This is a genomic window from Carnobacterium sp. 17-4 (assembly GCF_000195575.1).
Taxonomy (GTDB): Bacteria; Bacillota; Bacilli; order Lactobacillales; family Carnobacteriaceae; genus Carnobacterium_B.
This window is the reverse complement of the sequence record NC_015391.1, coordinates 2,075,311-2,095,830: the sequence shown is the minus strand read 5'-3', so window position 1 is coordinate 2,095,830 and position 20,520 is coordinate 2,075,311. Positions and strand designations below refer to the sequence as shown.

Annotated in this window: 26 protein-coding genes; all 26 read left to right on the top strand. The window is 36.1% G+C overall.

Annotated features, from left to right (window positions below):
• The first annotated feature begins 703 nt into the window (after window positions 1–703).
• Complete coding sequence (locus CAR_RS09970) at window positions 704–1,864, top strand: flagellin N-terminal helical domain-containing protein (protein ID WP_013711604.1); 1,161 nt, start codon at window positions 704–706, stop codon at window positions 1,862–1,864.
• A 99-nt stretch (window positions 1,865–1,963) separates the two neighbouring features.
• On the top strand, window positions 1,964–2,335 hold the full coding sequence (locus CAR_RS09965; RefSeq protein WP_238526694.1) for a flagellar protein FlaG: 372 nt from the start codon (window positions 1,964–1,966) through the stop codon (window positions 2,333–2,335).
• A 4-nt stretch (window positions 2,336–2,339) separates the two neighbouring features.
• Window positions 2,340–3,830, top strand: coding sequence for a flagellar filament capping protein FliD (gene fliD / locus CAR_RS09960; RefSeq protein ID WP_013711602.1), 1,491 nt, complete (start codon window positions 2,340–2,342; stop codon window positions 3,828–3,830).
• Between the two features lie 262 nt (window positions 3,831–4,092).
• Window positions 4,093–4,458, top strand: coding sequence for a flagellar cap protein (locus CAR_RS09955; protein WP_148229420.1), 366 nt, complete (start codon window positions 4,093–4,095; stop codon window positions 4,456–4,458).
• A gap of 33 nt (window positions 4,459–4,491) precedes the next feature.
• A complete protein-coding gene (gene fliS / locus CAR_RS09950) occupies window positions 4,492–4,857 on the top strand; it encodes a flagellar export chaperone FliS (protein WP_148229419.1) in 366 nt (121 codons plus the stop codon).
• A gap of 422 nt (window positions 4,858–5,279) precedes the next feature.
• Window positions 5,280–5,660 carry a flagellar basal body rod protein FlgB gene (gene flgB / locus CAR_RS09945; protein WP_041556579.1) on the top strand — a complete coding sequence of 127 codons (381 nt, stop codon included), beginning with the start codon at window positions 5,280–5,282 and terminating at the stop codon, window positions 5,658–5,660.
• A gap of 28 nt (window positions 5,661–5,688) precedes the next feature.
• Window positions 5,689–6,126, top strand: coding sequence for a flagellar basal body rod protein FlgC (gene flgC, locus CAR_RS09940; protein ID WP_013711598.1), 438 nt, complete (start codon window positions 5,689–5,691; stop codon window positions 6,124–6,126).
• Window positions 6,127–6,152: 26 nt separating this feature from the next.
• A complete protein-coding gene (gene fliE / locus CAR_RS09935; protein ID WP_013711597.1) occupies window positions 6,153–6,473 on the top strand; it encodes a flagellar hook-basal body complex protein FliE in 321 nt (106 codons plus the stop codon).
• Between the two features lie 27 nt (window positions 6,474–6,500).
• Window positions 6,501–8,075, top strand: coding sequence for a flagellar basal-body MS-ring/collar protein FliF (gene fliF, locus CAR_RS09930; RefSeq protein ID WP_013711596.1), 1,575 nt, complete (start codon window positions 6,501–6,503; stop codon window positions 8,073–8,075).
• 8 nt (window positions 8,076–8,083) lie between these two features.
• Window positions 8,084–9,088: a flagellar motor switch protein FliG gene (gene fliG / locus CAR_RS09925; protein WP_013711595.1), complete on the top strand. Its 1,005-nt coding sequence runs from the start codon at window positions 8,084–8,086 to the stop codon at window positions 9,086–9,088.
• Window positions 9,072–9,830: a FliH/SctL family protein gene (locus CAR_RS09920; protein ID WP_013711594.1), complete on the top strand. Its 759-nt coding sequence runs from the start codon at window positions 9,072–9,074 to the stop codon at window positions 9,828–9,830. The genes fliG and CAR_RS09920 overlap by 17 nt, the downstream gene beginning before the upstream one ends.
• 2 nt (window positions 9,831–9,832) lie before the next feature.
• On the top strand, window positions 9,833–11,164 hold the full coding sequence (gene fliI / locus CAR_RS09915; RefSeq protein ID WP_041556964.1) for a flagellar protein export ATPase FliI: 1,332 nt from the start codon (window positions 9,833–9,835) through the stop codon (window positions 11,162–11,164).
• 11 nt (window positions 11,165–11,175) lie between these two features.
• On the top strand, window positions 11,176–11,619 hold the full coding sequence (gene fliJ / locus CAR_RS09910; protein ID WP_238526693.1) for a flagellar export protein FliJ: 444 nt from the start codon (window positions 11,176–11,178) through the stop codon (window positions 11,617–11,619).
• Window positions 11,620–11,675: 56 nt separating this feature from the next.
• Window positions 11,676–13,142 (top strand): flagellar hook-length control protein FliK, encoded by a 1,467-nt coding sequence (locus CAR_RS09905; protein WP_041556577.1) that lies wholly within the window; start codon window positions 11,676–11,678, stop codon window positions 13,140–13,142.
• A gap of 13 nt (window positions 13,143–13,155) precedes the next feature.
• Complete coding sequence (locus CAR_RS09900; protein WP_013711590.1) at window positions 13,156–13,584, top strand: putative flagellar hook assembly protein; 429 nt, start codon at window positions 13,156–13,158, stop codon at window positions 13,582–13,584.
• The gene (locus tag CAR_RS09895) at window positions 13,584–13,964 is read left to right on the top strand and encodes a TIGR02530 family flagellar biosynthesis protein (protein WP_013711589.1); all 381 of its coding nucleotides are present in this window, start codon (window positions 13,584–13,586) and stop codon (window positions 13,962–13,964) included. The genes CAR_RS09900 and CAR_RS09895 overlap by 1 nt, the downstream gene beginning before the upstream one ends.
• Before the next feature lie 73 nt (window positions 13,965–14,037).
• Complete coding sequence (locus CAR_RS09890; protein WP_013711588.1) at window positions 14,038–14,907, top strand: flagellar hook-basal body complex protein; 870 nt, start codon at window positions 14,038–14,040, stop codon at window positions 14,905–14,907.
• Window positions 14,908–14,931: 24 nt separating this feature from the next.
• Window positions 14,932–15,198, top strand: a complete 267-nt coding sequence (locus CAR_RS09885; RefSeq protein WP_238526692.1) for a flagellar FlbD family protein — start codon at window positions 14,932–14,934, stop codon at window positions 15,196–15,198.
• Window positions 15,195–16,004 (top strand): motility protein A, encoded by an 810-nt coding sequence (locus CAR_RS09880; protein ID WP_013711586.1) that lies wholly within the window; start codon window positions 15,195–15,197, stop codon window positions 16,002–16,004. The genes CAR_RS09885 and CAR_RS09880 overlap by 4 nt, the downstream gene beginning before the upstream one ends.
• On the top strand, window positions 15,997–16,731 hold the full coding sequence (locus CAR_RS09875) for a flagellar motor protein MotB (RefSeq protein ID WP_041556575.1): 735 nt from the start codon (window positions 15,997–15,999) through the stop codon (window positions 16,729–16,731). Before CAR_RS09880 ends, CAR_RS09875 begins: the two co-directional genes overlap by 8 nt.
• Window positions 16,732–16,736: 5 nt before the next feature.
• Window positions 16,737–17,204 carry a flagellar basal body-associated FliL family protein gene (locus tag CAR_RS09870; protein ID WP_013711584.1) on the top strand — a complete coding sequence of 156 codons (468 nt, stop codon included), beginning with the start codon at window positions 16,737–16,739 and terminating at the stop codon, window positions 17,202–17,204.
• A 24-nt stretch (window positions 17,205–17,228) separates the two neighbouring features.
• Window positions 17,229–17,621 (top strand): flagellar biosynthetic protein FliO, encoded by a 393-nt coding sequence (locus CAR_RS09865; protein WP_041556574.1) that lies wholly within the window; start codon window positions 17,229–17,231, stop codon window positions 17,619–17,621.
• Window positions 17,618–18,388, top strand: coding sequence for a flagellar type III secretion system pore protein FliP (gene fliP / locus CAR_RS09860; RefSeq protein ID WP_041556572.1), 771 nt, complete (start codon window positions 17,618–17,620; stop codon window positions 18,386–18,388). The genes CAR_RS09865 and fliP overlap by 4 nt, the downstream gene beginning before the upstream one ends.
• Before the next feature lie 10 nt (window positions 18,389–18,398).
• Window positions 18,399–18,662, top strand: coding sequence for a flagellar biosynthesis protein FliQ (gene fliQ / locus CAR_RS09855; RefSeq protein ID WP_013711581.1), 264 nt, complete (start codon window positions 18,399–18,401; stop codon window positions 18,660–18,662).
• A gap of 10 nt (window positions 18,663–18,672) precedes the next feature.
• On the top strand, window positions 18,673–19,425 hold the full coding sequence (gene fliR, locus CAR_RS09850; protein WP_041556570.1) for a flagellar biosynthetic protein FliR: 753 nt from the start codon (window positions 18,673–18,675) through the stop codon (window positions 19,423–19,425).
• A 20-nt stretch (window positions 19,426–19,445) separates the two neighbouring features.
• Entirely contained in the window at window positions 19,446–20,513 is a 1,068-nt protein-coding gene (gene flhB, locus CAR_RS09845) for a flagellar biosynthesis protein FlhB (protein WP_013711579.1), read from the top strand.
• Window positions 20,514–20,520: the final 7 nt, after the last annotated feature.

Below are 20,520 nucleotides of genomic sequence, written 5' to 3'. Positions count from 1 at the left end.
TATAGGTAAATAATTAAAGAAAAGTGCAGTCTGAGAAATTATCGCTGTATTTCTTTCAGAGATAAATAAAAAAAATTAGTTATAGGGCTAACAATATGGCTATAACTAAATTTTATAAGGGGTAAAATACTAATAGTACTAAAACTATTCCTTTTTAAAGTTTAATCCAACATCCTTTAAAACTTCCAAGATATCCAGATACTTAGTATCACTATTCTTTTCGAAAGCATTAGATCCTCCAAATCCTATTACTTCAGTAAATGCTACACCAACACCAGCATTTATAACTCCTCCAAAACAGCCCAAACGCTGCAGTATTTTTGGGATTAACTTTTTTAAAAATTATTTTTAAAAGAAGTGCAGTAGTGCTTATATCATAAATTAAAATAGTTAATCAGGAAGAGATGAAAAAAATATCCGTAAACATAATCAGTGAAATGGAATGTATGGAACTATACGCACAGTAGTAAAAAAATAAATGTATTATTTATCTCATGTTTGATTCTAATAAAGTTATAAAAATGCTTAACTTCAATTTAACTCTGCCGATATAAGAAATATAAGGCGAATTTCTTTTGGAAATTATGAATGTTTAATAAAATAAAATAAAATAAAAAACATCCTTAATTGATAATGAAACGTGCCGATATAAGAGGTAGAAGGCAACACCTTCACAAAATAGACTTTAGGAGGAAACAAAATTATGAGAATTAATACAAATACAGCAGCAATGAATACTTACTCTCAATTAACATCAGCTAACGCTTCAAAAAGCAGCTCATTAGCTAAATTATCATCAGGACTACGCATCAACAAAGCTGGGGACGACGCAGCCGGATTAGCAATTTCAGAAAAAATGAAAAACCAAATCAGTGGAATGACTCAAGCTTCACGTAATGCACAAGATGGAATTTCATTGATCCAAACAGCTGAAGGTGCTTTAAGCGAAACTCACAGCATCTTAAACCGTATGCGTGATTTGACTGTTCAATCTAAAAATGGTACTAACACAGATGAAGATACAAGTGCTATCCAAAAAGAAATGGATTCTCTTTCATCAGAAATCGGACGTATTGCTAAAGATACTGAATTTAACTCAAAATCTTTATTAAATGGTGGTACAGAAGGTTCAAGTTTTACTTTCCAAATTGGAGCTAATGCTGGGCAAGAAGTTAGTCTAGACATTAAAGACATGACTACTACTGGACTAGGATTATCTGATAGTACGACAGTAGCTGCTAAAGCTGCAGTTGATTTAAACACAGCAACAAAAGCAGCAGACGCAGCAACAACAGCAAAAACAGCAACAGCAGCAAACGTAACAACCGCAGCTGCAGCATTGGCTGCAGATGATGGATTAGATGCTGACATTACAGCTGGTCTTATAGCAGCAGACGCAACTGCAACTGCTTTAGATACTAAAGCAGGAGAAGAAGTAACTAAAACAGGAGATGCTTTAACTGCTGCAACTGATTTTCAAACAGCAAATGCAGGAAATCTTGAATTGGTACATGTAAGCAAACTTAAAGTTGCTAACACGGTTGATTCTGAAGGTAATGTAGTAGGTGAGAAATTAACTGCTGCAGACTACGATAAAGTAATCGAAACAATCGATTCAGCTATCAAATCAGTTTCTGAAGAACGTGCAAACTTAGGTGCTACTCAAAACCGTTTAGACCACACAGTTTCTAACTTAGCTACAACAAAAGAAAACTTGTCAGAAGCTAACTCACGTATTACTGACGTTGATATGGCTGAAGAAATGATGAGCTTTACTAAATCAAATATTCTTTCTCAAGCTTCAACAGCAATGTTGGCTCAAGCAAACCAAATGCCTCAAGGCGTACTACAATTATTACAATAATAATTGTTTGAAAACTTTGAAGCACAATAAAAAGCCGGCATTGTGCCGGCTTTTTATTTATAGTAAACTATACGATGTCGAGAAATGGAGTTCTCAGATATGGATATTATACAAGCTGTCACAAAATCTCTTCAAATTCGTCCGTTTGAATCAAGTACAATTAATCAGTCTACTGTTCAAAAATATAGTTCAATAGAAAATAAAAGTAAATCAGAGACTAAAAATATTGATGGAATTACTGAAATTTCTCATGAAGAATTAGAAAAATCGATAGAAAAAGCCAATCAGTTTCTATTGGGGTTAAACATTCAGTTTGATTTTAAAATCCATGAAGGTACAGGTAGAACTGTTGTTAGATTGGTCGACAAACAAACAAAAGAAGTAGTAAAAGAAATTCCACCAGAAAAAATGCTCGATGTTATTGCGGGTATTTGGGACATGGCAGGGATAGTAGTAGATAGAAAGGAGTGAAAGTATGGCTAGCAGTATTAGTTTTTTAGGATCTTATTCAGGTATTGATTCAGCAACGATTGACTCAATGATTCAAGCAGAATCTGGTAAGCTTGTTCAATATACAAATAAACAAACAAGCATTACAGCAGAAAAAAATGCTTGGAAAGACATCAACACACGTTTAGATAGTTTATTTACTAAGTTAGGTGCTCTGGGTGAGGCTAAAACGTTTCTGTCAAAAATAGCAACATCAAGTGATGCGACTAAAGTAGCTATTACAGCAAATACAGATGCGGCAGCAAGCAATTATGCTGTTGAAGTAAAACAGTTAGCGACTTCAACCCAAGCAACATCAGGAGTAATCAGTTCAGCTGATGGTAAAACAATTAAAGATAGTCTTGGATTGAGTGGCACGTTTACAATTATAAATCAGGAAAATGCTGGTCCAGAAGTAGATGGTAAACCAACTACTGGTGGCTTTAAAATTGAAATCTTAAAAGAGGACAGCTTAAAAGATATCGTTGGCAAAATCAATGAGGTTTCAAAGGAATCCGGTATTCAAGCAAAAATCGTTGATAATCGAATTGTGATGACTGACAGCAAAATGGGTGCGCGTACGATAACCTTTGACGGTGATCTAACCGTTGAAGATGGATCCGATCCTGTTAAAGGCAGTATGGCCAAAGCATTAGGTTTTGAAGCAGGTAAAATCTATGATGGTGGAAAGCCAGCTATACTTACAGTAGACGGCATTGAAATGACACGTAACACCAACAACATTACAGATGCTATAGAAGGTTTAACAATTGATCTGAAAGGTGTAACCGAAGCTTCAAAACCTGTCACAATAGGTATTAAAGAAGATACGGATACGACAATTAAAGCGTTCCAATCCTTTGTGGATCAATATAATTCAACATTAGCATTTATTGACGATCAACTGGACGTAGGTGATCCTTCTGCGGAAGATAATAAAACTGGAGCACTAACAGGGGACAGTTCTTTAATGCGGTTACAATCTAGTTTACGTTCTTTGATGACCGGAGCCGTAAATACTGGAAATGCTACATACAATAACCTAGAGACAGTGGGTATTTCAGTAGACCGCTATGGTGCGGCAACTCTTGATACAGAAAAATTGAAAAAAGCTTTAGCAGATGACCCAACAGCAGTAAAAAAAATGTTATTCCAAACAACTACAACTGAAACACCGGGTGTGGATGAGAATGGCAAACCCACTACTATAACTACTGAAACTGAAGTAGGTATAGCTCAAAAAATGCGTGCATTGGTGGATACGTATATTTCAGAAAAAACTGGGATTATTGCGACGAAATCTGAAACCTATGATAAATCATTAGAAGACCTTTCTAGCAGTATTACAAAATTCAATGAGCGTTTAGTGAAGAAACGTGAAAATTATGTTGCCATGTTTACCCGCTTAGACACGGCTATGATGGAAGCAGAATCGCAACTAGCATACTTGCAAAGTCAATTTAGTACAACAAAATAGGTGGATTCATTCAATTACTTACCTGAAATTCCTGGAAGAATAGGCATTGCTTGTGCAATGTAAAGGATTCAATGCGAATGACAACGTGTTAGTACTTCAGTGATTAAGCGTTGTTTGAGCCTTGAAAGCTTTAAGACTATGGGCTTCAGATTTCAAGCAATCCCATGATTCTCTACAAGTAAACGCGTTCATTCCAGAAGGAATTTCATTTGAAATATCAACACCATTTGTTAAACAATCAATTAAGAGAGGAGTGCTCACTATGACAACCGATACTCAATGGGCTAAACTTCGAACGGATGTATTGGAAAACATTAAGACTTTGTTAGATTCATGGAATGGTAGTGCAGAAGAAGCTGTAACACTGATATCTGAAAATGAACGAAATATGGATCAATTAAAAAAAATTGAAGAACAATTACGTGAAGATGAGGCATTTCAATACACTTCAGTTGAAAAACAACTTCTTACTGTAATCATTCCGAAACACCAACAAATGATTGCCGCTATTCGTAGCGAAAAAATAAATTTGATGAATAAAATGAAACAAATCAATCAAAAAAACAAAGTTAGAGATAATTATGTGTCAATGCAACGTGCTTCGGTCTTTGTAGATAGAGGCATCTAGTAGCAATTAGCTTAAAGAACAGGAGGTAAAATGATGTACCAAAAAAATGGATCAGCAATCTATAAAGAAAATCAAATTTTAAATGCATCGCCCAAAAAATTGATTGTCCTTTTATATGAAGGTTGCATCAAAAATTTGAAATTAGCTGAAATACATATAACAGAAAAGAACATCGAAAAAACAAATCAAGTATTGATCAAAGCACAAGATATTCTAGCGGAATTAATGAATACACTAGATTTTGAAAAAGGTGGAGAGGTTGCAGAAAATCTGTATCGAATGTATGAGTATCTCACTAGTGAATTGGTCAAAGCGAATATATCGAAAAATATTGAAGATGTCCAACGCAGTCGCAAATTAATTGAGGAACTAAGGGATACTTGGATTGAAATTGAATGAAATGTAAAAATCAACATTTGTTGTTTTTTAGACACATTTCTAAAATAATTGAAATGTGTCTGTAAATTGGGTGAACCAGCTCTGCCTTACTTAAGAAAAGTGAGGTTTTTTTTGCATGAATTAGTGATTGAGAGCGTTTTTCTTTGATGTTCAAACTATATCAATGAATATTAGGAAAAACTCATTTATTGAAAAAAGACAATCTTGTGTTTTTATGAACGTAATGATTGTGTAAAGTCTATTGCTGAATAAAAAAAAAAAGGATATACTTTCTAAGTGTTGATATACATGAATAGTTACCCATAAATATTTACAATAAACGTATATTAATTAATAACGTGTGTATTTTATTGATAAAAAGTGATTAAGAACTAATGACTAATAGTGAGCAAGATGAGAAATTGAGTATGGAGGATAAGATGATGAGTGACCCTACTTTTAATTTAATGAAAAATGCATTAGATGCAGCGTCCATGAGACAAGAAATGATTTCAAGTAATATTGCGAATGTGAATACAGCAGACTACAAAGTAAATAAAGTAGAATTCGAAAGTATTTTAGAGAATGTTTCGAATGGTACAGCAATGAATAAAACGAACGATTTACATATAGGTTTTGGGAATTTAAATGAAGTGACACCGGTTGTATCAAAAAGAACCGACACTTCGGTGAAAGAGAATGGCAACAATGTTGATATTGATATTGAAATGGCAGAAGAAGCCAGCAACAGTATTTATTATAATTCACTTGTGACTCAATTAAACGCTAAGTACTCTATGTTGCGTAGTGTAATTACGAAGTAGTGACTAAAAAAATGAAGAAGGTGTAAAAATGTCCATTTTTGATTCCATGCAGATAAATGCGAGCGGATTAAGTTTAGAACGGTTGAAATTAGATACGATTTCAACAAATATTGCAAATGTGAATACCACGCGAACAGAGGACGGCGAAGGTCCTTATTTAAAAAAAGAAGTCGTATTTGAAGAAAGTTTCAAACAAGTCGAAACGTCTTTGGCTGGTCAAGGTACTGAAAAAAGTTTTGGAGTTAAGCCGACTGAAATTAGAGAGAATACAGAGGACATCGTGATGGAGTACAATCCAACACATCCTGATGCCAATGAAGAAGGCTACGTTCAAATGCCAAACGTGAATATGGCAGATGAAATGATTGATATGATGACGACATTGCGTACCTATGACGCTAATGTAACAGCTATGAATGCCAGCAAAGAAATGCTGACTAAAGCATTGCAAATTACCATTGGTTAATAAAATGAGTTTAGAGGAGAATTTAAATGAATGTAGATGCACTTTTTAATAACTTAGTAAGTGGGCCAACACAAACAGCTTTAACCGGTGGACTGAATGAACAACCAACCGAAGCGGCAAATGGTTTATCGTCATTTTCAGGCATGTTGGAAAACGCGATGAGTTCATTAAATGAACAACAAGTTACAGCGGATCAAGGTGTCCAAGACTTAATTACTGGTAACACAGATAATTTACATAATGTCATGATTCAAACATCTGAGGCGCAATTGTCGCTAGAATTAGCTTTACAATTAAGAAATAAAGGACTAGAAGCTTACAACGAAATAAAAAACATGCAATTTTAATGAGTTTTTGAGGGAGTTACGCTAATAATGGATGGAATGAAGAAAATCTGGACTGGCATCAAAGACGGTTGGAAGAATCTAGGCAAAAGCAAACAAATTGGGTTAGTTTTTGTACTTATATTTGTCGTTAGTATTGTTACGAGTCTGACCTATTACACACAAAAGGTAGAGTATGCCACACTATTCTCTGATCTGGAAGAAGCTGATGCAGGTACGATCGTTAATGATATAAAGACTAAGGGTATCAAGTATAAGTTAGAAGATGATGGGACAACAATTTTAATTGATCAAGCCCAAGTAGATACATATAGAATTGAATTGGCTGTAAATGATATGCTGCCAAAAAGTACAACAGGTTTTGAAATTTTTGATGAGACTAGCATGATGGCAACGGATGAAGACCGTAAAATCATGTACCAAAGAGCGGTCACAGGTGAGTTGGAACGTTCCATTTCTGCGCTCGACTCTATTGAACAAGCAAAAGTAATGTTATCGTTGCCGGAAGATAGTGTTTTTACAAGTGAAGAAAATCAATCACAAGCTTCTGCTTCTATTGTATTGACTCCAATAAGTGGGTCTCAAATCCCGATGTCTGCAGTTCAAGGGATTGCGTCATTGGTTTCTGGAGCAGTCGATAATCTACCGAAAGAAAACATCAAAATTGTGGATACAGCGGGTAATTTATTGAGTACTGCATTGGAAGATGAAGGAAATCTAAATGCGACCGATTTGGTCAGCAAATACCAAGCAATTACTAAAAGTTATGAACAAGAATTGGAACAAAAATTGCTCCAAACACTGGGGCCAATTTATGGAATGGATAAAATGACTGTTGCAGTAAATGCGAAGATGAATTTTGATTCAAATGAAAGCGAGATTATCAATTACGGTGATTCTTCTGTTCGGAGCGAAGCGGTTTCTGCAGGTGGTGGAACGATTGATGTTGAAGAAGGCGAAGGGTTCGAAAATAGTATTAACCAAATTCAAAGTGGTGAAGAAGGTGGAAACTCTACCTATAATCGTACGACGAATTATGAGCTGAATTCGGAAACAACCAATACTATTAAAGCACCCGGAGAAGTGGAAAAACTAAGTGCTTCGGTTATTTTTGACGGCAATTTAAATCCAGCTGATCAAGAATCTCTTGAAGCAATAGTGGCTACCACAATTGGTTCTGTTGAAGAACGTGACACCATTTCAATACAAGGGATTGATTTTGCAACTACTACTGATGCAACCGATACTACAGCACCTGAACAATTGAAGAGCAGTATTCGAGATACACTTGTGCGGTATTGGCCTTATCTTGTAGGGGGATTAGCCATTTTAGTTATTCTTATCGTATTGTTGCGTCTACTTCGTAAACGAAATGATGATGATGATGAGTTAGATTTCTTTGATGAGGAAGAACCAGAACCAATCATAGAACCCGTGCGTCCGGTTAGACCAACCGATGAAGAAAGAAAAGCAAAAGAACAAGCTGATTTGAAGAGACAACTAAATAAAAATATGTCTGAAAAAGAAAGTACAGTAAGAGATTACGCGAAAGAAAGTCCGGAAGGCGCAGCTGACTTGATTAAAATTTGGATGAAGGATGAGTAGGTGAAGATATGAAAGAAGTAGACGGGTTAAAAAAAGCGGCTATATTGCTGATATCTTTAGGCTCAGAAACAGCAGCCAAAATCATGAAAAATTTGCCTGACAGCTACATTCAAAAAGTGAGTTATGAAATAGCGAATATTGATTATGTAAACCCAGAAGAACGCGATGTAGTCATCAATGAATTCATTGAAATGTCTCAAGCAAGAGAGTATGTGATTGATGGAGGAATTGACTACGCTAAAAACTTATTGAATATGGCTATTGGGCCTCAACGTGCCAAAGAAGTGATCGATATGCTGAATCAAATTCAGCTGCGTGAGCGTCCATTCAACATTGCGCGAAAAGCAGATCCGCAACAACTGACAAATCTGTTGTTAAATGAACAACCACAAACGGTGGCCTTAATTTTATGCTACATGCAACCTGAAAAAGCAGCAATTATTTTGGCCGAGTTTCCGATTGAATTGCAATCAGAAATTGCTGAAAGAATTGGAACAATCACGAGTACTTCTCCGGCCATTATTGAGAAGATTGAAAAAGTGATTGAGAATAAATTTTCTAATTACATTGAAAATGATTTGGAAACAGTTGGTGGCGTTCGTACATTAGTAGAGATCTTGAATTCAGTGGGACGAAGCACAGAGAAAAATATCATTAGTGTATTGGAAGAAAAACAACCTGAATTGGCTGAAGAAATCAAAGCGAGTCTATTTACATTCGAAGATATCATTACACTTGAAAAAGGCGATGTTCAAAAAGTTCTTAGAGACGTTAAGAATGACGACTTGGCATTGGCACTTAAAGGCGTATCGGATGAAATCAAGAGCTTTATTTATACCAACCTTTCTACCCGTGCGGTTGAAACGCTTAAAGAGGACCTTCAATTCATGGGACCTATTCGCTTATCTGCAGTTGAGGAAGCTCAACAACGCATTGTAACGGTGATTCGTCGCTTAGATGAAAAAGGCGAGATCTACTTGAGAAGAGGCGAACAAGATGCCATTATCACATAAAATCATCAAACAAGGACAGTCTTTTACCCAAGACAGCCGATCTTTTATCCAAACGGAAATGACAGCGGCCAAGCGACCAGAAGAGGAAAGTTACTCTAAGGAAGAGCAGATAGTGGAACCGATTGAAGCTCTTCAAGCTAGAGCTTTACTAGATGAAACGCGTAAAAAGAAACAAGTTATTCTTTCTGAAGCAGAAAATGAAGCGAGTAAATTAAAAGAAGCAGCTGAAAAACAAGGCTTTGAAGAAGGCAAAACAAAAGGTTACGAAACGGGTTACACAACGGGCTATGCTATTGGTATGAAACAAGCCGATGAGGAAAGCCAACGGATGAGAGAAACTATCCGACATATGTTAAATGAAGCTCAAGAAGTAGTAGAAAGTTATTATCAAGCGAAAAAAAATGAATTCATTGAGTTAGCAGGACACATGGCTGAAACGATTGTCCATAAAAACATTGATGCTTCATCAGACCAAGTCATGGACTTGATCAAGCCGGTGCTTCACCGTTTGAAGCGAGAAGATCAATTTATTACTTTATTGGTTCGACCAGAACAAAAAGAATTAGTAAAAGAAAAAGTTAAAGAGTTTGAAAAAGAGAATCAAGATATTCGATTTGCAGTACTGTCGGATAACACCTTAGATAAAAATGGTTGTGTAGTGGAAAATGCTCATGCAATCGTTGATTTACAAGTGAGAAAGCAATTGGATGCCATGATAGATGAGATGAAGAATGTGGAGTGACGATAATGTTTGAGATTCCTTTTGAAACGTATCACAACCAATTGAATAAAAAGGACTACTACTTAAAGATGGGAAAAGTTAGTCAAGTGACTGGCCTGATTATTAAAGTAGAAGGATTAGATGCGTTTGTTGGTGAAGTGTGCGAAATCCACATCAAGTCATCTGGCAGAATTGCATTGAGCGAAGTCGTTGGATTCGTCGACGAAATGGTCTTGTTGATGCCTTTAGATGAATTAGAAGGCATTGGACCAGGTTGTTTAGTGAAACCGACTGGCAAAACACTTAAAGTCGAAATCAGTGAAAAACTGTTGGGCAATACATTGGACGGTTTAGGTCGACCGATGGATACTTCTTTAGAAGTCGATGGCGTGTTTTATGACGTAAATAGAAGTTCACCAAACCCATTTAAACGAAAAAAAATCAAAGATGTCATGCCAACCGGGATAAAAGCAATCGATGGAACGCTGACAGTCGGAGAAGGACAACGGGTCGGGATATTTGCGGGTAGTGGGGTCGGGAAAAGTACCTTACTGGGTATGATGGCTCGCTATATTGAAGCCGATGTGATTGTGATTGGTCTGATTGGAGAGCGTGGAAGAGAAGTTCTGGAATTTATCGAAAAAGATTTAGGCGAAGAAGGATACCGGAAATCGGTCGTGGTCTGTGCAACATCTGACATGCCGCCGCTTGTGCGGTTAAAAGGAGCTTCCGTAGCGACCACGATTGCTGAGTATTTTCGAGATCAAGGAAAAAAAGTTGTTTTGATGATGGACTCGGTTACACGTGTAGCGATGGCGCAACGTGAAATTGGGTTGGCAACTGGCGAGCCACCAACAACTAAGGGATACACGCCTTCTGTCTTTACGACATTGCCTAAGTTGTTAGAACGAAGTGGGATGTCTGAAAACGGCTCAATAACCGCCTTTTATACCGTGTTGGTTGAAGGGGATGACATGAATGAACCCATCGCCGATTCCGTACGTGGAATCCTAGACGGACATATTGTGTTATCGCGAAAAATTGCTTCAGAGAACCATTATCCGGCGATTGATATTCAAAATAGTATTAGCCGTTTGATGAAAGATATCACGACGGATAAACATTCGACAACAGCTGGAAAATTAAAAGAAAATATGTCTGTGTATTCAGATTCAAAAGATTTGATTGATGTAGGAGCTTATCGTAAGGGCAGCAACCCATCAGTCGATCGAGCGGTTCAGTTAAATACACCGATAAAAGACTTTTTAAAACAACGAGTGGATGAACGGTATGCATTTGATGAGGTTGTTGATCAATTAAAAGCGCTCTTTGAAGTACAGCAGTTCGTCAATTAAAGTGACTTGGGGTGAATGACATAGCAAACTACAAATTTTCAATGGAAAAAGTTCTCGACTGGCGATCAGATACTGAGGAAGAGAAAAAAAAGAATTTAGGTCAAGTTCAACAACACAAAGATCAACAAGAAAATATTTTGCAACGGTTGATAGGCGAAAACATAAAGATAAAAAATGACAGTTTATCGACTAGTCGAATCGATGTATTGCGTCGTCAACATTTATATAAAAATATGATTGATGAGAAGATCATTCATCAAAAGAACCTTATTACTAAAGCTGAAAAAGAGGTGGAAGTGGCTCGTGTTGAGTTAATGGAAGCCCATAGAGATCGAAAAGTCATGGAAAAGTTAAAAGAAAAAGAATACATATTTTTGATGGAAAAAGAGAAACACGAAGAACAAAAACAATTAGATGAGATGGCTACCTTAAGTTTCGGAAAAACCTATTATTAATAAACTTATTCATAAGTAAATGGACTTATCATTCATTGAAAGGAGGTGAAAAAGAAATGAACCCAACTCCTGTTGTAACTACAAGTACTGGTCCGCAGCAAATACCTAATCAAAAGCAAAAAATATTACCTAAAGAATTTGAAACTCAACTTGCAGGATACTTAAAAAAAGAGCAGTCAAGCAAGATACATAAAGAGGTTTCTGATTCCGAAGAAACGACTGATAAAGAAAGTAATGAAGAACCAACCGACGAAACACTTAACTTAAATTCACCGCTGTTTTACACGGGTCTGTTTAATTCAAAGCAAGAGCAACAACCAGCAGAAGCAAGCCTGAATGAGTCATCAAAAACTGAAGTAATCCAACTGCTGAAGAGTAGTGAGCCGACTTTTGACAAACAAGTGAATGTTGAAGCTGAAAAAATCTCTGCATTTGTTCAAAATGAGGATCCGGTAACGAATAGGCAACAAAATCTTATAGAAGAATCTTTTGTGGAACTTGAAACGAAAGAAGTTATTGAACCACAAATGATTTTAAAAGACCAAATGGTAATAAATGAAGAAGCAGTAAAAATGGAAAAAATTGCTGTTTCTAAACCAACTATAGCTATTGAACCCATCATTAAAGCAAATGGAGAAAATGTTGTAGAAGATGTGACTAACCTTTTAATGAAAGAATCTAGTCTGGTTGAAACAGAGCTAGTTCAGTCTCCTGTAAAAAAAGAAACTGTAATGGCTGACACTATTCTATCAACCGGCCGTTTTTTGACTGCGGAATGGAAAAATGGGCAAATAGTTAACCAATCAATTACTGAACCTGATATTTTAACGGTAAATCCATTAAATGAATCACTAACTGATAGCGGACAACAACCAGAAATAGATGTTAATGGAAGTAAATTAACAGTGTTAACTGAATCACTTTCAACCGAAGGAGTACTGAAAGATTCAGTTTCTCGTTTGAAGAATTCAGAAAGTTATGAAGTACTAACTAAAGTCAATGAAGTTGATACGCAAGGACAACCTGTTCAACAGCAACAAATCGTTGAAGCGGCATCTGTAAAACAATCGAGTGTGGTAGAAACTGTAAAACAAGTAGGAATTCAGCAAATAAGTGAAGTGGTTACACAACAAGTTGAAACGCTTTTAAGTGGTAAACAATCTATTGCACATGTGACATTAACGCCTGAACGGATGGGTGAAGTCAACATTACAGTAGAGTTGAAGGATAATGTGTTAATAACTAAAATTGTTGTGGACACTATGGAAACCAAGGAATTATTAGCGAACGGCATGCACCAGTTAACGGATAAGCTGGATCGCCAAAATATTCGACTAGGTGACCTAACCATTCAACTGAACGACAATGCATCATCTAATTTTACTTCCCAAGAAAGACAGGAAGAAGAGAAGAAGAGTGCTTTTGGACAGCAAAAAATAAATGTTACAGCTAACGAAAAAGAGACACAAAAATCTGAGGAAATAGTAGAAAATAATACGAAAAGACTCAGTATATTGGTGTGAGAGGAAGAAAATAATGGAGTTCTCAACAGACTATATGATGGGGTCAGTCAATAATACATCTACTAGAAAAACAGGCACTGAACTTTCAACAGAAGACTTTTTACAAATCATGGCAGCATCCATAAAAATGCCTTCCATGCCGGGTGAAGGTGGCAGCGGTGGCGGGGGTGGCGAAACCGATTATCTAGCTCAACTAGCTCAATTTAATACATTGGATCAGTTGACAACTGTTTCAGAAACGCTGAATCTGAATGTCTTAATGACACAACAACAGCAAGCTCTAAGTCTACTGAATAAAGAAGTCAAAGTTGCAGGTGCAGACTCAGGTTTTGTCAGCGGTACTGTTGATAAGGTTAAATTTGATCAAGGCTATGCGACGATCCAAGTGGATGGAAAAGACTACACCTTAAACGATATTTTAGAAGTTGGTGATCAGACGTAATGTCTTTTCGCATTGAAGATGCACCACACCAAATAGTAGAAAATAAAACTAATCCGATCAATCAAAAAATTGATCGAACGTTCCACTCATTCTTTAAGGAATCATTGCAGACGCAAACATCTTCTACAGAAATGAAAATTTCGCATCATGCACAAAAACGCATGGAAGAACGAGGCATACAACTAAATCAATCTGATTTAACAACTATTGAAGGTGCAGTAGAAGAGCTGAATCAAAAAGGGTCAAAGAATTCATTGATCGTATATAAAGATATGGCGTTAATTGCAAGTATTAATAATCGAACCATTATTACAGCTATGAATGCCAGTGAAATGGAAACTATAACCAACATTGACAGTGTAAAAAAAATCAACGGATAAATCAGCTGGACCTAAAAAGAAGCTGGTATCCCATGGACCGACTGAAGTGGGATAACCGAACGGAGGAAAAGAAATGTTAAAATCACTATACTCAGGTGTTACCGGAATGAAAAATATTCAAACAAAAATGGACGTTATCTCAAATAATATTGCCAATGTAAATACGACTGCCTTTAAAACAGGAAGAGTGCGTTTCGAAGATATGTTAAGCCAAACAAATGCATCTGCACAAGCAGGTATCAACGCTCAACAAGTTGGTTTAGGGGTTCAAGTTGGATCAATTGATACAGTTATGACAGGTGGATCTTTGCAATCTACTGGTAGAGCGCTAGACTTTGGGATTGAAAATGGCGACAGCTCATTTTTCACAGTAACAGATGGCACAAATACTTTTTATACTAGAGATGGTGGATTATATGCTGATCCCAGTGGTAATTTAGTTACCAGTAGCGGACTTCAAGTCCAAGGGTACTCACAAGGAGCTCCAGCTACAAACGATGCAGCTTTCGTACCGGGCAGCTTAGGAACAACAATGGAACCTATCAATATTCCTCAAACTATTCCAAATCCTGATGGAGGAGATGCACTTGAATTACAAAGTTACAGCGTAGACAATGATGGATTTATTGTAGGATCGTACAGTGGTGGAAAATCAATGGTCTTAGGTCGTGTGGGATTAACTTCTTTCTCTAACCCTGATGGATTACAAAAGAACGGTGGAAACCTGTACTCAGCCTCTGCTAACTCAGGAGACCCAGTAGCGGGTAATCCTGGAGATGCAGGTTATGGCAGTGTGCGTTCTGGTTTCTTAGAAATGTCTAACGTGGACTTAGCGAATGAGTTTACTGAAATGATCGTAACCAGCAGGTCTTACCAAGCGAACTCAAGAAGTATCACAACTTCTGATACGATGTTAGAAGAATTGATCAATCTGAAAAGATAATTAATGTATGAGTAGGAAGGTTTTTTGGAGAAACCAAAAAACCTTTCTATCTTGTTAAAGAAACCAAAAGCAGAACGGAGTCTAAATATGCTTGCTTTAACAGCTATTTCAGGAAAAGAATTTTATTTGAATTGTGATTTGATTTATCGAATAGACCATTCTTTTGACACTATTATTACCTTAACAGATGGTAAAACGTTGAGGGTTACCGAATCAGAAAAGGAAATAGTAGAAAAAGTCATTCAATATAAAAGAAGAATATATAATGGTTTATCAGAAGGAGAGTTATGAAAAAAAATATTGTACCAATAGTCGGTTTAATCTTAGGCATTGGATTAATTATTTGGTCGATTACTTCTAGTGGGAATATTGCCAGCTTCGTAGATGCGCCTTCTCTAGTGATAACGTTAGGTGGTTCATTTAGTGCAATTTTGATTAGTTTTCCATTGAAATCGATCAAGAAATTACCGTCTATTTTGAAAAAATTAGTACTTGATCCAAATCCTGATTATGCTAAATTGATTGAAACGTTTGCATCATTGTCTAGAAAAGCAAGAAGTCAAGGGATTTTAGCGATTGAAGAAGATATTGTGGAACAAGATAATGAATTGATGGTAACTGGTCTACAGATGGTTGTCGATGGGTTAGAACCAGAAACCGTCAGAGACATTATGGAGATCACATCGGAAAATATTGAAAAAAGACATAGTGTTGGTCAGGATATCTTTTTAAAATGGGGAGAAATGGCTCCAGCTTTCGGGATGATCGGTACACTGATTGGTTTAGTTATTATGTTGGGAGAATTAAACGATCCTAGTACAATCGGTGTAGGGATGGCTACTGCTTTGATAACCACTTTTTATGGCAGCTTCTTAGCTAATTTAATCTTCATTCCAATCGCAAGCAATTTACAAATGCAAACGAATGAAGAGATGAAATTCTGTGAAATGATTATAGAAGGTGTGTTATCTTTGCAAGCTGGAGAAAATCCGCGTGTAATTGAACAGAAATTAAAAAGCTATATGCCTTTTGAAAGTAAAGAAGATGCGACGAAAGCAGCAGAAAATCTTCAACAAGAGGAACAAAATTATGGCTAGAAGAAGGAAAAAAAAAGAAACTAGCAGCAGCTCTGGTGGAGGAGGTTGGATAACAACTTTTTCAGATCTAATGTCGTTATTGTTGACATTTTTTATCCTTCTCTATTCTATGTCAAGTGTAAGCTTAGAAAAATTTCAGGAAGCATCCAATTCGATTCAATCAGCTTTTAATGGTGGAGATTCCATAATCGAAGAGAGTATAAAAGATACTGAAACAGAACCAAGCGAAGATATTACAGCAGCCCCAAGTGAAGATTCCCTTGATCCAGAATTAATCAAGATGTATAACGAAGTTGTGGCATTTTTAGAAGCAAATGAGATGACAGCTCAAGCAAGTGTTGAATATGATCAAGATGGAATCTATGTCAATATTCAAGAATCTATTTTATTTGGAAGTGGAAGTGCCATTATAGCTGAATCAGGGGAAAGTACGCTAAATGGTTTAAGTGACTTGATTCAGCAGTTCGAAAATGATGTAGTAGTAGAAGGGTATACAGATGATGTTCCAATGAATAATTCTATATTCAGCAGTAACTGGGAATTATCTACGGGTAGAGCCTTATCGGTGTTGCGTTATTTAAGTGAAGAAAGAAGTGTTGACCCAACACGTCTTTCAGCAAAAGGTTACGGGGAATACCATCCTATTTCTCCAAATGATTCAGAAGAAAATAAAGAAAAAAATAGAAGAGTAAACATTGTACTTGTTTATGATCGGCAGGGGGAATAAAACAGATGGAATCTGAAAAAAATAAAACGACTAAAGAAAATAAAAAATGGATATGGATTGCTATTGTTTTCTTAGCAATAGCAATAGTGGGAGTCGTTAGTTTTGGTTTTACTTCTGGTAAAGCTCAGGCGATTATTTCAGATTTATCTAAAGAGGAAATTGTAGAAGTAACTCTTCCTTTAGACGAATTTTTGATCAATTTAGATTCTGGTACATCCGTTAAGAAAAACTTTTTGAAGATTGAACTTTCTCTACACAGTTCAAAAGAAGGTGCTGAGGAAAAACTAAGTGCGAATGTCGCTCAAATAAGAGATTCCGTTATTTCAGTTTTACGTAAAAAAACAGAAGACACCGTTTTTAAAGAGGAAGAAAATACGTTAGTGATCAAAAAAGAACTCATCGAAGCCATAAATAATAAACTAGATGAAGATATTGTAGATAATGTTTTTATCACGAACATTGTTACCCAATAAGAAGAAAGAGGGAGGAATAGAAAGTTGGAACTTGGACTAAGTTATGTGTTAAAAAGTGTTGTGGCTCTAATTGTGATCATACTTGCAGCGAATTACGGATTGAAATACTTAAATACATTTATGACTAAAAGAAATCAAGTGATTAAAGTGATTGAGAGAACTCCAATCAGTAAAAGTTCAGCACTTAGCATTGTAGAAATTGCGGACACGTACTACTTAATGAGTTTTACAGATACACGCAATGAAATATTAAGAGAACTGACTGCAGAAGAAAAAGAAAAAATTACAGCAAGTATAGACGAAACAAAATCAATTGTTCCAGTGAAGTCTAAGAAACTGCATTCGGAAAAAAAAGCCGTTCAAGCCTTTAAAACATTACAGTCTCAGTATCAATCTTTTTATGAAAAGAGGAAATAAAGTTGCAAAAGAAAAAGTTTTTAATTTTAACCTTTACCCTCTTTTTAATGAGTAGTTTACTCTTTCCGCAAGTCGTTACGGCTGCAGAAATAACAGATGGGTTAAGCGGACTGTCAGAGGCTCTAGGAAGTGAAACAGGAGAAACCTCCCAAGTGGTGCAATTGTTTCTTTTGACGACTGCCCTTAGTTTAGCCCCAACGTTTTTAGTATTGACGACTTGTTTTACACGCATCATTGTTGTACTTTCATTTGTCAGAAGTTCGCTAGGAACGCAACAAAATCCGCCTAATTTGGTGTTAATGGGAATCGCCTTATTTTTATCTTTGTTTATTATGCAGCCTGTTTATACTGACGTTATGAATGAAGCGATTACGCCTTACATAAATGAAGAAATATCTGGACAAGCAGCATTTGAATCAGCAGAGTTGCCCATAAAAGAGTTTATGTACAAGCAAACAAGAGATGAAGACATCCAATTATTCTTAGATATATCTGAGACGGCAAAACCAGCAGATGTGAAGGAACTTCCTTTAACAGTAGCTATTCCAGCATTTATTATTAGTGAACTACGGACGGCATTCAGTATTGGATTTTTAATTTTCATTCCGTTTTTAGTGATTGATATTGTAGTGGCCAGTATATTAATGTCGATGGGGATGTTTATGTTGTCTCCGGTCATGATTTCTTTGCCGTTTAAATTGTTATTATTTGTTTTAGTTGATGGATGGTACTTAGTGGTTGAATCGTTAGTCACAGGATTTCAGTAGAGGTGTAAAAATGACAACAGTAAAAGTTTTAGACATTATAAGAGAAGCCTTTATGGTTATGATAACTGTAGCTGGACCGACATTGATCATTGCGTTAGTCATAGGGTTGATTATTAGTATCATACAAGCAACAACACAACTTCAGGAACAAACATTAAGTTTTGTACCTAAAATCTTAGCTGTGATCGTCTCGTTGATCATTTTTGGAAATTTCATGCTGAATAGTCTAATTGGATTTACGCAGAAAATTTTTGAAATGATTGCGGCACTTTGAGAGGATAAAAATGACTATACAACTGCAAACAATCATTTTAATATTTATACGGATAACTTCTTTTATAGTGGTGAGCCCAGGGTTCTCCATTAAAGGTCTACCAAGTGTAGCTAAAATTGCCTTATCTATGGGGATTACGCTTGCAGCATATTCAGCAGTACCCGTGATGGGGCAAGAAGCAGGCACGTTTTTGTTCGCTATACTGATCTTAAAGGAAGTACTGCTTGGAATAGCCATTGGATTTATTACAAAACTCTTTTTTTCTGCAGTTGAAATTGCAGGGAACTTTGTAGACTTTCAAGTTGGGTTTTCAATGGGAGCTGTTTACGATCCAAGTATGGGGATAAACGTTTCCTATTATGGGAAAATTTATTATTGGTTGTCCATGTGTGTATTTTATTTGACCAATCTTCATCATGTTGTTATTAAAAGTTTGATTCAATCTTTTCAAACGATGCCAATATCTAGTACTAATATAGGTGATTTTGGTGTTGAAGGAATGATGAAGTTATTAGGTATTATTTTTGAGTTGGCGTTTAACTTATCCGCACCAATGGTAATTGTGGCTTTACTGACGGAAGTTATCTTAGGTTTAATTTCACGTTCAGTCCCACAAATCAATGTCTTGATTTTAGGAATGCCTTTAAAAATTGTAGCCAGTTTTGTGATCATGCTAATTTTACTCCCAACTTTAGTTGAAAACATTCATAAAACATTGCCGTTAATGGTTAAATACATGAATGAATTTATTCAGTCATTTTGAAAAATGTGAGGTGAAAATGAATGGCGGAAAAAGATGGGAAAACCGAAAAAGCCAGTCCCAAGAAATTACGGGACACTAGAAAAAAAGGTGAAATTCCTAAAAGTCCAGACTTAACATCCGCTGTTACCTTTATCGTATTCATCCTCACTGCAACTTTTTTAGGAAATTACATATTGAAATACAGTTTACTTTATTTACAGAATTACTTATCGGCAGAATTTACAGTAAATGGCTTAGAAAATAATCTAGCCGATATTGGTATGAAATCGATTGTGTTTGTTTTAATATTAGCTGGTCCATTTTTAGCCATTGCATTTGCAGCAGCATTTATAGCCAGTATTTTGCAGACTGGATTTCTGTTTTCTGCGGAGCCGATTAAATTCAAGTTAAGCAAAATAAATCCGATTAGCGGATTTAAAAATATGTTTAGTAAAAAAACATTGTTTACGATGATCAAAAATGTTGCCAAACTAACATTAGTCTTTTGGATGGCGTATAAAACACTTGAAACATCCGCATACTTGATCCTTAATTCCAGCAATGTAGGAACGGAGAAATTATTTTTCTTAATGTCCGACCTTGTATTAGAACTTGGAACCCAACTGGGTGTACTACTTCTTATATTAGGTTTGGTGGATTACATTTATCAAGTTTATGACTATCGGAAAAATTTAAAAATGTCTAAACAAGAGTTAAAAGATGAGTTTAAGGAATCTGAAGGCGATCCACAAATTAAGTCTCAAAGGAGACAGCGTTACCGTCAGTTGACAAAAGGCGCGTTACAAGATGTGGAGACTGCAACAGCCATCATAACGAACCCAACTCATTTGGCAATTGCGATTCGCTATGAGAAAGGCAAAGATGAAGTTCCAATCATTGTAGCTAAAGGGGCAGATTATCAAGCTGCCAAAATTAGAGAACGGGCCAAAGCATTTGATGTTCCAATAATTGAAAATAAACCAGTTGCTAGAGCCATGTACAAAACGGTCGAGATCGGCCAACCAGTGCCAGTTGACCTTTATCAAGCCATTGCTGAAATATTAGCATTGGTTTACCAAATGGAAGAAATAAACAAACACAAGATTTAATGCTTTT

Bases quoted from the DNA above. Each gene is read 5' to 3' on its own strand.
- CAR_RS09895 (WP_013711589.1), top strand. From the start codon at position 13,584: ATGTCTTTTCGCATTGAAGATGCACCACACCAAATAGTAGAAAATAAA.
- CAR_RS09905 (WP_041556577.1), top strand. From the start codon at position 11,676: ATGAACCCAACTCCTGTTGTAACTACAAGTACTGGTCCGCAGCAAATA.
- CAR_RS09965 (WP_238526694.1), top strand. From the start codon at position 1,964: ATGGATATTATACAAGCTGTCACAAAATCTCTTCAAATTCGTCCGTTT.
- fliG (WP_013711595.1), top strand. From the start codon at position 8,084: ATGAAAGAAGTAGACGGGTTAAAAAAAGCGGCTATATTGCTGATATCT.
- CAR_RS09890 (WP_013711588.1), top strand. From the start codon at position 14,038: ATGTTAAAATCACTATACTCAGGTGTTACCGGAATGAAAAATATTCAA.
- fliR (WP_041556570.1), top strand. From the start codon at position 18,673: ATGACTATACAACTGCAAACAATCATTTTAATATTTATACGGATAACT.
- fliE (WP_013711597.1), top strand. From the start codon at position 6,153: ATGAATGTAGATGCACTTTTTAATAACTTAGTAAGTGGGCCAACACAA.
- fliS (WP_148229419.1), top strand. From the start codon at position 4,492: ATGTACCAAAAAAATGGATCAGCAATCTATAAAGAAAATCAAATTTTA.
- CAR_RS09920 (WP_013711594.1), top strand. From the start codon at position 9,072: ATGCCATTATCACATAAAATCATCAAACAAGGACAGTCTTTTACCCAA.
- flgB (WP_041556579.1), top strand. From the start codon at position 5,280: ATGAGTGACCCTACTTTTAATTTAATGAAAAATGCATTAGATGCAGCG.
- fliQ (WP_013711581.1), top strand. From the start codon at position 18,399: ATGACAACAGTAAAAGTTTTAGACATTATAAGAGAAGCCTTTATGGTT.
- CAR_RS09880 (WP_013711586.1), top strand. From the start codon at position 15,195: ATGAAAAAAAATATTGTACCAATAGTCGGTTTAATCTTAGGCATTGGA.
- fliF (WP_013711596.1), top strand. From the start codon at position 6,501: ATGGATGGAATGAAGAAAATCTGGACTGGCATCAAAGACGGTTGGAAG.
- flhB (WP_013711579.1), top strand. From the start codon at position 19,446: ATGGCGGAAAAAGATGGGAAAACCGAAAAAGCCAGTCCCAAGAAATTA.
- CAR_RS09970 (WP_013711604.1), top strand. From the start codon at position 704: ATGAGAATTAATACAAATACAGCAGCAATGAATACTTACTCTCAATTA.
- flgC (WP_013711598.1), top strand. From the start codon at position 5,689: ATGTCCATTTTTGATTCCATGCAGATAAATGCGAGCGGATTAAGTTTA.
- CAR_RS09900 (WP_013711590.1), top strand. From the start codon at position 13,156: ATGGAGTTCTCAACAGACTATATGATGGGGTCAGTCAATAATACATCT.
- CAR_RS09875 (WP_041556575.1), top strand. From the start codon at position 15,997: ATGGCTAGAAGAAGGAAAAAAAAAGAAACTAGCAGCAGCTCTGGTGGA.
- CAR_RS09870 (WP_013711584.1), top strand. From the start codon at position 16,737: ATGGAATCTGAAAAAAATAAAACGACTAAAGAAAATAAAAAATGGATA.
- CAR_RS09955 (WP_148229420.1), top strand. From the start codon at position 4,093: ATGACAACCGATACTCAATGGGCTAAACTTCGAACGGATGTATTGGAA.
- fliD (WP_013711602.1), top strand. From the start codon at position 2,340: ATGGCTAGCAGTATTAGTTTTTTAGGATCTTATTCAGGTATTGATTCA.